The sequence below is a fragment of the Polaromonas sp. P3_C2 genome (genome assembly GCF_056402675.1).
On record NZ_JBFUGX010000044.1, the window covers coordinates 1 to 11,698 of the forward strand.

An 11,698-nucleotide genomic window follows, 5' to 3' on the forward strand; every position below is an offset into this window, starting at 1 on the left:
GCCGGACTTCCTGCACACGGTCCAGGCGGAATGAGCGCAGCGCCCCGCGCAGATGGCACCAGCCCACCACGTACCAGCGGCCGCGGCGAAATGCCAGGCCATAGGCGTCAAAGTCTCGCTCGGTGACATCGTCGTCGGCTGAACGGTACGCCATGTGCACACGCTGCCAGCCGTGCGCTGCGGTGCTCAAGGCCAGCAACGCCGTGTTGTCACCGGGGGCCACCGCATGGCGCATGTCGAGCGTCACTGTTTCACCGAGCGCTCGGACGCGGTTTTTCAGCTGGTACGGCATCACGCGCTCCAGCTTGGCCTGCGCGCTTTCCGCGGCAGGCGCTGCCTCAGCCAGCCCCAGGCCGCGCGCGGCAAGCAGGCCCAGCGACAGGGCCAGCGCTTCGTCGTCGGTGAACATCATCGGCGGCAGCTTGAAGCCGGCGATCAGGCTGTAGCACCCGTAGCGGCCACGCTCGGCCACCACCGGAATGCCCAGGTCTTCCAGCTTGGCGATGTAGCGGCGCAGGGTGCGGCCATCCACCTGCAGCCGCCGTGCCAGCTCGGCACCGCTCAGCCGGCCGTGGGACTGCAGCAGTTCCAGGACGGTGAGCACGCGCGTGGTGGGGGAGTACATGGTGAAAAAGTCTAACGCTTAATTAGGGCTGAAACAGCCCTATTACCTTTTTAGACTGGTTTTCACATATCCACTGCGGTGCCACATGCACTTCAAGCCATGACCACCACCCTGACTCACACACCGGAGCTTGCCGAGCTCACCGACGGGCGCCACGATTTCAATTTCATTACCGGGCGTTGGCTGGTCAGCAACAAGCGTCTGCGCCGGCGACTGGAGGGCTGTACCGACTGGGAAAGTTTCGAAGCCGTGCAGGACGGCGCGCTGCTGCTGGGCGGGCTCGGCAACATGAACGACCTCGTCACCGAAAACAAGGAAACCATCGGCATGGCCTTGCGGTTTTTCAATCCGCAAACGCGGTTGTGGAGCATTTACTGGGTCAGCCAGAACAACGGCTTGCTGCAGCCGCCGGTGACCGGCTCGTTTGCCGGCGGCATAGGCCGGTTTGAGGGAAACGACAGCCATGAAGGCCGGCCCGTGCGGGTTCGTTTCACCTGGTCCGGCATCACACCTACCCACGCCCGCTGGGAACAGGCCTTTTCGGAAGACGACGGCCGCCACTGGGAAACCAACTGGGTGATGAGCCTGTCACGCCCCGCTTACCACGCGGTACACCGCTAAAAAAAACAGGCTCGTCGATGGACCACTTCGCACACCTCTGGCTGTTTTTTCTCATGGTGCTGGGCATCATCATCCTGCCCGGCATGGACATGGCGTTCGTCATGGCCAGCTCATTGACCGGCGGGCGCAGGGCCGGCCTCTTCGCCGTGGCGGGCATTGTGGCGGGCGGTATTTGCCACGTCGTGGCAGGCGCGCTGGGGCTGGGCATCCTGCTGCAGCTGGTTCCGGGCATGGTCAATGTCATGCTGGTGGCGGGCAGCCTGTATATCGCCTGGATCGGGTGGTCACTGATGCGCAGCACATCTGTTTTCGGCGCCTTGCCCGACATCGAGCCGCCGTCCCCGTGGCGCACCTTCCGGCAAGCCGCGCTCACCTGCCTGCTCAACCCGAAAGCCTACCTTTTCATGCTGGCCATCTTTCCGCAGTTTTTGCGGCTGGAATACGGCTCGCTCTGGGTTCAGGCTGTGGCGCTTGGATTGATCATCGCCATTACCCAAAGCGGCGTATACGGTTCGCTGGCGCTGGCTGCTGCGGGTACCCGGCGATGGCTGGCGGTGCGGCCGGGCGCCAGTGTTGCCATGGCGCGCGCCGTGGGTGCCGTGCTGATCGCCGGCGCATGCTTCACGGCATGGCAGGGCTGGCGGCAGTTTTAGGGTTGGCGCCCTCGGGCCATGCCGGCCCCTTGAGTTCCACGGTGTTGCCTTCGGGGTCGTTGAGATAAATCGAAGGCCCTTCGCCCTCGGCGCCATAGCGCGACTCCACCTTGCCTGCCTCAACCCCGTGGGCCGCCAGGTGACGATGAATCGCCTCTGCGTCGAAGGGCTCGACACGAAAGCAGACATGGTCGACGTTGCGGCCCTCCTTGCCTGGCGCCGCGCCGCCGGCCCGGCCCAGCGTGCCGTCCACCGGCACCAGGTCCACCAGCGAACGCCCGGCGCGCAGTTGCACCAGGCCGATTTCGTCCTGCCGGCGTTCCAGGCTGCAGCCCAGCACCTGCTGGTAGAAGCGCAGCATGCCCTGCAGGTCAATGACACGAAGAACGATGTGGTCGATGTCGCGAATGTGGATCATGGCGAGGAAGGCTCCAGTGAGGCTGCGCTTTATTCTGGCACGCCGTACCCAAACCCTGCACAAGCAAAGGCCTGCGGCAGCCAGTACCATGGCCGCCATGAATCCGAACCCCCGATTTCTTTTCCTCGCCACCTCCACACGCGAGCCCGGCGCATTGGGCAACACCGAGTGGCTGGCGCAGCAAGCCGCCGCCGCACTGCCGGCCGGCACGCCCCAGGCCTGGCATCACCTGTCCCGCATGCGGATGCCGCTGTTTGTCGATCAGCGCCACACCACGGGCCAGTACGCCATGCCGGAAGGCGACATGAAGATGCTGCTGGACGCCACGATGGACGCCACCGACATTGTGTTTGTGGCCCCGGTGTACTGGTACAGCATTCCGGCGCCGCTGAAGATTTACCTCGACCACTGGAGCGCCTGGATGCGCGTGCCCGGCCTGCCGTTCAAGGAAGAGATGGCGAAAAAAACCTTGTGGCTGATCACCACCAGCGGCGACCGCGCCAAAGCGCAGCCCATGGTGGACTCAATCAGGCTCTGCGCGCAGTTCATGGCCATGAACTACGGCGGCGAACTGTGGGGCAAAGGCGGGCCACCCGACGCCGTCAAAGCCGATGCCGCCGCCACGGCACAAGCCGCGACGTTCCTGGCCGCTTGAGCCGCGCGGGCTTCGCGCAGGCAAGGTGGCCGTTTCCTACAAACGCTGCCTTTTCGGGCTGACAGCCCTGCCGGGGGGCGGGGCCGACAGTAGGTGCCATGACATCTTCCAAATCCGCTGCCGCACGGCAAAACAACCTGGAGCAACCCGTCTCGGGCAAGGGCATGCCGGCGAAAACTCCGCGCGTCCAGAGCTCACGTCCTGAGCGGGCGGGTTCGTCCAAAGACACCTCTGTCGAAGCCAGCCTGGAACTGCCTCATGAGCGCGACCAGTCCGTTGACATGACGGGCGGGCAATCCAGTGCCGAAGTCGAACAAGCCGGGCGCGATCTGCGGCGGGGGTTGAAAGACACCAGCAAGGGCCCTGAAATGGGCCACGCCTACAAGAAGCTCAAGTCCTAGGGCAAGCCCAAACGGCCTCATGGCGGCCATGCCTCACCGGGGCAAATCGCTGCTTGCCGAATCGCCGACGTATCTACATCCCGGCCGACGTATCAGGCGGCAACTCCATTTGCTATTGTTTTAATAGCTGTCAGCGCACAATCCACCGGCATTGCAGGCTATATTCATTTAAACAACGATGCACTGAAGTGCATCTGCCTTCCGGCAGTGAGGCCTGAAACCTGCCCCCGGTCACGGCCAGCACTCACCCCACCGCGCATCACGGTGCCTGAATTTGATTTGAAATGATCAAAAATTTCGTTATCATGAATTGTTTTGTAAATTTATATACATCCAGTTCCACTCCCAATCCTGATGGCGACATTCCCTGGCAACCCTTCAATGGCGCAGCGTATTGGGCGTTTATTGCCAACGCTGACGCGCTCGCACCGGCAAATGGCCGACTATGTGCTGGCTCACCCTTTGCAAGCAGCTACCATGCCCATCGACGAGCTGGCCGCCACGCTCGGGGTTTCGGTGGCCACCGCCAACCGGTTCGCCCGGGCGCTGGAATTTGACGGCTACCCGCAGTTCCGCGCCGCGCTGGTGCTGGGGTTTGAAGCCACGCTGGCGCCGGTTGAAAAGCTGCGCAACAACCTTGAGCACCCCGCCACGGTGGCAGACGTGTTTGCATCCGCCCTGGTGCAAAGCCAGCGCAACATCGACCTGACACGGCAGTCGCTGGATGCCCAGAGCTGTGAGCAGGCCGTGGCGGCGATCCTGAAGGCACGGCGCATTTACATTGCCGGCTTTGGCAGCAGCAGCTGGCTGGGCGGGCTGCTGCAGCGCTCGCTGGACCCTTACTGCGACAACGTCCAGCTCCTGGCCAGCATGGAAAGCTCGTCCTACGGCGCGCGCGTGCTGGCACGCCTCAAGCCCGAAGACCTGCTGATCGCCATTGCCTACCCGCGCTATTTCGGCGACACCATTTTGCTGGCGCGCCGCGCGCGCGACGCTGGCGTGCCGGTGCTGGCGCTGACCGACCGCGTGACGTCGCCGCTGGCGCCGCTGGCCACCGTCGCGCTCTACGCCCATACCGAAAGCCAGTACTTCGCCAACTCCGAAGCCACCGTCCTGGCACTGATAGAGGCCTTGTGCAGCGCGGTCGCTCACCGCGCTAAAGGCTCGCTCAAAGCCGCAACCCAGCTGGCCGAGTCGGTGCTGCCCTGGCTGCACGGCAACCACGCCGACCGGCTGCGTCCCGATACCGATGCCGCAGCACCTGCCCCACGCAAACCCCGCGCCCAACCGAAACTGCCAAAGGCATCCAAGTGACACGGCCCAAGCCCCTTCCCCTTATCGCCATCCACGGCGGCGCCGGCACCATGAGCCGCAGCCATATCAGCGCAGAACAAAACGCGGCGTATCACGCTGCCCTGCGGGGCATCCTGCGGCCCGCGCAGCAACTGCTGGCCGGCGGCGGCAGCGCGCTGGACGCGGTCAGCCTGGCGGTCGACCTGCTTGAAGACTGCCCGCTCTTCAATGCCGGGCACGGCGCTGTCTTCACCCACGACGGGACCCATGAGCTGGACGCGGCGGTGATGGACGGCGCCACTTTGCGCGCCGGTGCGGTGGCCTGCGTGAGCCGTGTACGCCGACCGGTGCGCGCAGCGCGTGCCGTGATGGAGCGCAGCGAACATGTGCTGCTGGTTGCGGCCGGCGCCGAAGCCTTTGCCGAAGCGCAGGGGCTGGAGATGGTCTCGCCCGATTATTTTTCGACCGATGCACGCCGCGAGCAATTGCGGCGCGCGCTCGCCGCCGACACGGCGGTGCTGGATCACGATGGCGCGGCGCTGGTGTTCCGCTCGCCCGCAGCCGGCGCTGCGCCCCTGGACGAAGGCCGAAAATTCGGCACCGTGGGCGCCGTTGCCCTGGATGCGCAGGGCAACCTGGCAGCCGCCACCTCCACCGGCGGCATGACAAACAAGCGCGCCGGCCGGGTCGGCGACTCACCCCTGATAGGCGCCGGCACCTATGCGGACAACCGCACGGCCGCCATTTCCTGCACCGGCTCGGGCGAAATGTTCATTCGCACCGCAGCGGCCTATGACATCTGCGCGCGCATGGCCTATGCCGGCATGCCGCTGGATGCGGCCGCCCGGGAAGTGGTCATGAACGTGCTGCCGGCCATCGGCGGGCGGGGCGGCCTGATTGCCGTCGATGCACAGGGCAACCTGAGCCTTCCCTTCAACACCGAAGGCATGTACCGTGGCTGGGCCCGCGTGGGTGAGGCGCCGGTGAGCGCCATTTACGCAGGCGAAGCCGACGAAAGCGCCGCATGACCGCTTTGCCCGGACTACTGGATGACATGACGCGCGCCAGTACGGCGCCCGGCGCACAGGGCACGCCCACTGCCGGCCGCCAGCGCGTGATTGAAGTCAACGACCTCAGCGTGAGCTTTGCCAGCGAGCAGCGCACCGTGCATGCGGTGCGGCGCCTCAGCTTTCACGTCGACGCCGGGGAAACGCTCGCCATCGTGGGCGAATCAGGCTCCGGAAAATCGGTRTCATCGCTGGCCCTCATGCGCCTGGTGGAGCAAGGCGGTGGCCGCCTGGGCAGCGGCAGCATGTGGCTGACGCGCCGCAACGGCGAGCGCCTTGACCTGGCGCAGGCCTCGCAATCGCAGATGCGCAGCCTGCGCGGCGCCGACCTGGCCATGGTGTTCCAGGAGCCCATGACCTCGCTCAACCCGGTGTTCACGGTGGGCGAGCAGATCGCCGAATCGATACGCCTGCACCAGGGGCTTTCACGCAAGGCGGCGCTTGCCGAAGCGCTGCGCATGCTCAACCTGGTCCGCATCCCGGAAGCCAAAAACGTGCTGGGCCGCCATCCGCACCAGCTGTCGGGGGGAATGCGCCAGCGCGTGGTGATTGCGATGGCGCTGGCCTGCAAGCCCACGCTGCTGATCGCCGACGAACCCACCACGGCACTGGACGTGACCATCCAGGCGCAGATTCTCGCGCTGATCCAGCAGCTGCAGCGCGAACTGGCCATGGCGGTGATCTTCATCACSCACGACATGGGCGTGGTGGCCGAAATTGCCGACCGCGTGCTCGTGATGTACCGCGGCGACAAGGTCGAAGAAGGTGACTGCGCCAGCCTCTTTGTGAGGCCGCAACAACCCTACACCCAGGCCCTGCTGGCAGCGGTGCCCCGGCTGGGTGCCATGCACGGGCAGGACCTGCCAGCGCGCTTTGCGGTGCCGGGCGCGCCGCAGGGCAAAGATGACGAAGGCGGCCAGGCTTTCAGCGCCGCAAGCACCGTGCGCCACGACCTGCCGCCTGTCCTCAAGGTGCAGGACCTGGTCACACGCTTTCCGCTGGCGAGCGGCCTGCTCGGGCGCGTGCGCCGGCAGGTGTATGCGGTGGAGCAGCTCAGCTTCGAGCTCAAGGCCGGTGAAACGCTGTCGCTGGTGGGCGAATCAGGTTGCGGAAAATCCACCACGGGCCGCTCGCTGGCCCGGCTGCTGGAATTCAACAGCGGTCAGGTCGAGGTCGCGGGGCGCGACATCTCGGCGCTCAAGGGCCGGGCCCTGCAGGCCTTGCGCCGCGACATCCAGTTTGTGTTCCAGGACCCGTTTGCCTCGCTTGACCCGCGGCTGACGGTCGGCTATTCGGTCATGGAGCCCATGCTGATCCACAAGCTCGCCTCGCCCCAGGAGGCGCAGGAACGCGTGCGCTGGCTATTGGGCAAGGTGGGCTTGCCAGCCGAAGCGGCCCATCGCTACCCGCACGAATTCTCCGGCGGGCAACGCCAGCGCGTGGCGATTGCGCGGGCGCTGGCGCTCAACCCCAAGGTGGTGATCGCCGACGAGGCGGTGTCGGCGCTGGACGTGTCGATCCGCGCGCAGATCATCAACCTGATGCTGGACCTGCAGCAGGAATTCGGCGTCGCCTTCCTGTTTATCTCGCACGACATGGCGGTGGTCGAGCGCATCAGCCACCGCGTGGCCGTGATGTACCTGGGCCAGATCGTGGAAATCGGCCCGCGCCGCGCCGTGTTCGAAAACCCTCAGCACGCCTACACGCGTCGCCTGCTGGCGGCCGTGCCGGTTGCCGACCCGGCCAGCCGCGGCGGGATGCGCGAACTCATGGCCGACGAGATTCCCAGCCCCATACGCGCTGTGGGCGACGCGCCGCAAGTGGCGCCGCTGCACCAGGTGGCGCCGGGGCATTTCGTGGCACGGCATTCGGTAGGAGGCCCTTATTGACCACCACTCGCCTTTCGCATTGTCTTTCCGTCTCCCGTGTTTGCCTCTCGTTTCGCCTCAAGGAGTTTTTTCATGAAGAATCGTCTTTCCACCCTCACAGCCGCGCTGGTTGGCCTGATCGGCCTGGCAGGTCTCACCACCGCGCCGGCCCATGCCGCCAAAGATGTGGTCGTGGCCGTCCAGTCCAATTTCACAAGCACCGATCCGTATGACTCCAACGACACGCTGTCGCAGGCCGTAGCCAAATCCTTCTATCAGGGTCTGTATGGTTTCGACAAGGAGATGAAGATGGTGCCGGTGCTGGCCGACAGCCACACGGTGAGCAAGGACGGGCTGGTCTACACCTTCAAGCTCAAGTCCGGCATCAAGTTTCATGACGGCACGCCTTTCAATGCCGAAGCCGTGAAAGTCACTTTCGAACGCGTGACCAACCCCGACAACAAGCTCAAGCGCTACAACCTCTACAAGAACATCGCCAAGATCGAGGCCGTGGACGCCACCACCGTGCGCTTTACGCTCAGGGAGCCGTTCTCGCCCTTCATCAACACGCTGGCCCACCCTTCCGGCGTGATCATTTCGCCCGCGGCACTGGCCAAGTACGGCAGCAAGGGCATCGCGCAGAACCCCGTAGGCACGGGCCCCTTCAAGTTCGTCGAATGGAAGGCCACCGACTACCTGAAAGTTGCCAAGTGGGAAGGCTACTGGAAGAAGGGCTACCCCAAGGTGGACAGCATCACCTGGCGCCCGGTGGTCGACAACAACACGCGTGCGGCCATGATGCAGACCAACGAGGCGCATTTCGCCTTCCCGATGCCGCCCGAGACGGTGGACAGCCTGTCGAAGAAGCCGAGCCTGGAAGTGACGAGCGCGCCGTCCATCATCCACCGCTACCTCTCGATGAACACGCTGCAAAAGCCTTTCGACAACCCGAAGGTGCGTGAAGCCATCAACTACGCCATCAACAAGGAGGCGCTGGTCAAGGTGGTGTTCTCGGGCTACGCGATTCCTGCCGAAGGCGTGGTGCCGCACGGCGTGGAATACGCCGCCAAGCTGGGCCCCTGGCCTTACAACCCGGCCAAGGCGCGCGAGCTGCTGAAGGAAGCCGGCTACCCCAACGGTTTTGAAAGCACTCTGTGGTCGGCCTACAACTACACCACCGCTCAGAAGGTGATCCAGTTCGTGCAGCAGCAACTGGCCCAGGTCGGCGTCAAGGTGCAGGTGCAGGCGCTGGAAGCCGGCCAGCGCGTGGAGCGCGTGGAAAGCGCACAGGACCCTGCCACGGCGCCGGTGCGCATGTACTACGTGGGCTGGTCGTCATCCACCGGCGAAGCCGACTGGGCCCTGCGCCCGCTGCTGGCTTCCGAGTCCCTGCCGCCCAAGATGTTCAACACCGCCTACTACAAGAACGCTGAAGTAGACGCCGACATCGCCAAGGCGCTGGTCACCACCAGCGGTGCCGAGAAGGCCAAGCTGTACACCGACGCCCAGCAGCGCATCTGGAAAGACGCCCCCTGGGCATTCCTKGTGACCGAGAAATTGCTGTCGGTGCGTGCGCGCAATCTGGCAGGCTTCTACGTCATCCCGGACGGCAGCTTCAACTTCGACGACGTGGAACTGAAGTAATCCCGGCAGCAGCAACAGCAATCTGAAGAAACCCGCTCCCGCATGACCTACTACCTTCTCAAGCGCCTGCTGGGCCTGCTGCCGACGCTGCTGATCGTGGCCGTGCTGGTGTTCCTGTTTGTGCACCTGCTGCCCGGCGACCCGGCACGCCTGGCCGCCGGGCCCGACGCCGGCCCCGAAACCGTGGAGCTGGTGCGCCGCGACCTGGGGCTGGACCTGCCGATGCCGCAGCAGTTCGTGCGCTTTTTCAGCCATGCGCTGCAGGGCGACTTCGGCCTGTCCATCCGCACCAAACGGCCCGTGGCGACTGAGATCTCGGAGCGCTTCGCGCCCACCTTCTGGCTCACCATCGCAGCCATGGGCTGGTCGGTGCTGCTGGGGCTGGTGCTGGGCATGGTGTCGGCGGTGTGGCGCAACCGCTGGCCCGACCGGCTGGGCATGTCGCTGGCAGTCTCGGGCATCTCGTTTCCCTCGTTCGCACTGGGCATGCTGCTCATGCAACTCTTTTCGGTGCAGCTGGGCTGGCTGCCCACCGTCGGGGCCGATTCGTGGCGGCACTACATCCTGCCGTCCCTCACGCTGGGCGCGGGCGTGGCAGCCGTGATGGCGCGTTTCACGCGCAGCTCCTTCATCGACATCCTCAAGGAAGACTACGTGCGCACGGCGCGCGCCAAGGGCTTGTCCGAAACCGTGGTGGTGGTGAAACACGCGCTGCGCAACGCACTGATCCCGGTGGTCACCATGATGGGCCTGCAGTTCGGCTTCCTGCTGGGCGGCTCCATCGTCGTCGAGGTCGTCTTCAACTGGCCCGGCATGGGCCGGCTGCTGGTGGACGCGGTGGAGATGCGGGACTACCCCGTAATCCAGGCGCTGGTGCTGCTGTTCTCGCTCGAATTCATCCTGATCAACCTGGTGGTGGACATGCTCTACGCCATCATCAACCCGACCATCCGCTTCAAGTGACTACCCCCGAACACCCACACGCTGCCATCGCAGGTGAGCCGTTGCCTGCGGAAAGCGCGCATCCCGCCATGGAGCAGCCCGGCGCAGAAACCGGCGTGCCCTTGACGGCCCTTGCCGTACGCACGCCTGCCTCCGAGTTCTGGCGGAAATTCAAGAACCAGCGCGTGGCCCTGGTGGCCAGCGGCTTCGTGCTGCTGCTGGTGCTGGTGGCCGTGTTCGCACCATGGCTGACACCTTTTGATGCGGAGAACTTCTTTGACTACGACGCGCTGAACACGCCGCCATCAGCCAAGCACTGGTTCGGCGTGGATGCGCTGGGGCGCGACATCTTCAGCCGCATCCTGATGGGCTCGCGCATCTCCCTGGCAGCGGGCCTGGTCTCGGTGGCCGTAGGCGCCGTGATCGGCACGCTGCTGGGCCTGCTGGCGGGCTATTACGAAGGCTGGTGGGACCGCATCGTGATGCGCATGTCCGACGTGCTGTTTGCCTTTCCCGGCATTTTGCTGGCCATCGGGATCGTCGCGATCCTGGGCAACGGCATGGTCAACGTGATCATGGCCGTGGCTGTGTTCAGCGTGCCGGCGTTTGCGCGCCTGGTGCGCGGCAATGTGCTTTCGCTCAAACACCAGACCTACATCGAGGCGGTGCGCTCCATAGGCGCTCCCGACTCGGTCATCATGCTGCGCCATCTGCTGCCGGGCACGGTGTCTTCGGTAGTGGTGTACCTCACCATGCGCATAGGCACCTCCATCATCACGGCGGCCAGCCTGTCTTTCCTGGGCCTGGGCGCACAGCCGCCCACCCCGGAATGGGGCGCCATGCTCAACGAGGCGCGCGCTGACATGCTGAACGCGCCGCACATCGCGCTGTTTCCCAGCCTGGCCATTTTCCTGACCGTGCTGGCCTTTAACCTGCTGGGTGACGGCCTGCGCGATGCGCTGGACCCCAAGCTTGACCGCCAGTAGCCGGGGCAAGGCCGCGTCGTGACACCCCGCCATCTGCTGCCCCACATCGGCAGCCTGCCGCACGGGCAGCGCAACGCCGTTACCGACGTCGCCGGTGTGACCGTGGGCCACTGCACGCTGGACGCGAACGAGCTGCAAACGGGCGTGACGGTGGTGCGCCCCCATGCCGGTGACCTGTTCCGAGACCGGGTCCCGGCCGCGGCTGTCGTGCTCAATGGTTTCGGCAAGAGCGTAGGCCTGATGCAGGTCGAGGAACTCGGCGTGCTGGAGACGCCGATTGCGCTCACCAACACCTTTTCGGCTGCCGCCGTGGCCACAGCGCAGATCCAACAGTGCGTTGCGGCCAACCCCGAAACGGGGCGCGGCCTGCCAACGGTCAACCCGCTGGTGTTTGAATGCAACGACGGCTTTCTCAACGACATCCAGCGCATGGCTGTCACCGGGCAGCACTACCTGCAGGCCTGCGAACAGGCAGGTGTGGAGGTGGAGGAAGGTTCGGTCGGCGCCGGTCGCGGCATGTCGAGC

At 65.1% G+C, this 11,698-nt stretch carries 13 protein-coding genes; 11 read left to right on the forward strand and 2 right to left on the reverse strand.

The window, feature by feature from the left end; all coding sequences use genetic code 11:
* The coding region (locus AC1DWI_RS03605) for a helix-turn-helix transcriptional regulator (RefSeq protein ID WP_477724391.1) at positions 1-625 on the reverse strand (625 nt) is incomplete at its 3' end.
* A 99-nt stretch (positions 626-724) separates the two neighbouring features.
* Between AC1DWI_RS03605 and AC1DWI_RS03610 the strand changes: the two genes are divergently transcribed.
* The gene (locus AC1DWI_RS03610) at positions 725-1,246 is read left to right on the forward strand and encodes a hypothetical protein (protein WP_477670329.1); all 522 of its coding nucleotides are present in this window, start codon (positions 725-727) and stop codon (positions 1,244-1,246) included.
* Between the two features lie 17 nt (positions 1,247-1,263).
* Positions 1,264-1,899, forward strand: a complete 636-nt coding sequence (locus AC1DWI_RS03615; protein ID WP_477670330.1) for a LysE family translocator — start codon at positions 1,264-1,266, stop codon at positions 1,897-1,899.
* On the opposite strand, the gene AC1DWI_RS03620 is transcribed toward AC1DWI_RS03615, so the two are convergent.
* Entirely contained in the window at positions 1,868-2,317 is a 450-nt protein-coding gene (locus AC1DWI_RS03620; protein WP_477670331.1) for a VOC family protein, read from the reverse strand. The two genes, AC1DWI_RS03615 and AC1DWI_RS03620, sit on opposite strands and share 32 nt — an antisense overlap.
* A gap of 88 nt (positions 2,318-2,405) precedes the next feature.
* Here AC1DWI_RS03620 and AC1DWI_RS03625 point away from each other — a divergent pair, with 88 nt between their 5' ends.
* The 9 genes from AC1DWI_RS03625 to AC1DWI_RS03665 all read left to right on the forward strand — a co-directional run.
* On the forward strand, positions 2,406-2,972 hold the full coding sequence (locus tag AC1DWI_RS03625) for a flavodoxin family protein (RefSeq protein ID WP_477670332.1): 567 nt from the start codon (positions 2,406-2,408) through the stop codon (positions 2,970-2,972).
* A 98-nt stretch (positions 2,973-3,070) separates the two neighbouring features.
* The gene (locus AC1DWI_RS03630; protein WP_477670333.1) at positions 3,071-3,373 is read left to right on the forward strand and encodes a hypothetical protein; all 303 of its coding nucleotides are present in this window, start codon (positions 3,071-3,073) and stop codon (positions 3,371-3,373) included.
* A 354-nt stretch (positions 3,374-3,727) separates the two neighbouring features.
* Entirely contained in the window at positions 3,728-4,687 is a 960-nt protein-coding gene (locus AC1DWI_RS03635) for a MurR/RpiR family transcriptional regulator (protein ID WP_477670334.1), read from the forward strand.
* On the forward strand, positions 4,684-5,694 hold the full coding sequence (locus tag AC1DWI_RS03640; protein WP_477670335.1) for an isoaspartyl peptidase/L-asparaginase family protein: 1,011 nt from the start codon (positions 4,684-4,686) through the stop codon (positions 5,692-5,694). Before AC1DWI_RS03635 ends, AC1DWI_RS03640 begins: the two co-directional genes overlap by 4 nt.
* Positions 5,695-5,720: 26 nt before the next feature.
* Positions 5,721-7,622: a dipeptide ABC transporter ATP-binding protein gene (locus AC1DWI_RS03645; protein ID WP_477670741.1), complete on the forward strand. Its 1,902-nt coding sequence runs from the start codon at positions 5,721-5,723 to the stop codon at positions 7,620-7,622.
* Between the two features lie 72 nt (positions 7,623-7,694).
* Complete coding sequence (gene gsiB, locus AC1DWI_RS03650; protein ID WP_477670336.1) at positions 7,695-9,245, forward strand: glutathione ABC transporter substrate-binding protein GsiB; 1,551 nt, start codon at positions 7,695-7,697, stop codon at positions 9,243-9,245.
* Between the two features lie 42 nt (positions 9,246-9,287).
* Entirely contained in the window at positions 9,288-10,208 is a 921-nt protein-coding gene (gsiC, locus tag AC1DWI_RS03655) for a glutathione ABC transporter permease GsiC (protein WP_477670337.1), read from the forward strand.
* 68 nt (positions 10,209-10,276) lie between these two features.
* Positions 10,277-11,173, forward strand: a complete 897-nt coding sequence (gsiD, locus tag AC1DWI_RS03660) for a glutathione ABC transporter permease GsiD (RefSeq protein ID WP_477670742.1) — start codon at positions 10,277-10,279, stop codon at positions 11,171-11,173.
* 18 nt (positions 11,174-11,191) lie between these two features.
* A partial coding sequence (locus tag AC1DWI_RS03665; protein WP_477724392.1) for a P1 family peptidase occupies positions 11,192-11,698 on the forward strand: 507 nt, incomplete at its 3' end.

Excerpts from the sequence above, each read along its gene's own strand:
- AC1DWI_RS03610 (WP_477670329.1), top strand. The coding sequence starts at position 725 with ATGACCACCACCCTGACTCACACACCGGAGCTTGCCGAGCTCACCGAC.
- AC1DWI_RS03615 (WP_477670330.1), top strand. The coding sequence starts at position 1,264 with ATGGACCACTTCGCACACCTCTGGCTGTTTTTTCTCATGGTGCTGGGC.
- AC1DWI_RS03620 (WP_477670331.1), bottom strand. The coding sequence starts at position 2,317 with ATGATCCACATTCGCGACATCGACCACATCGTTCTTCGTGTCATTGAC.
- AC1DWI_RS03625 (WP_477670332.1), top strand. The coding sequence starts at position 2,406 with ATGGCCGCCATGAATCCGAACCCCCGATTTCTTTTCCTCGCCACCTCC.
- AC1DWI_RS03630 (WP_477670333.1), top strand. The coding sequence starts at position 3,071 with ATGACATCTTCCAAATCCGCTGCCGCACGGCAAAACAACCTGGAGCAA.
- AC1DWI_RS03635 (WP_477670334.1), top strand. The coding sequence starts at position 3,728 with ATGGCGACATTCCCTGGCAACCCTTCAATGGCGCAGCGTATTGGGCGT.
- gsiC (WP_477670337.1), top strand. The coding sequence starts at position 9,288 with ATGACCTACTACCTTCTCAAGCGCCTGCTGGGCCTGCTGCCGACGCTG.
- gsiD (WP_477670742.1), top strand. The coding sequence starts at position 10,277 with ATGGAGCAGCCCGGCGCAGAAACCGGCGTGCCCTTGACGGCCCTTGCC.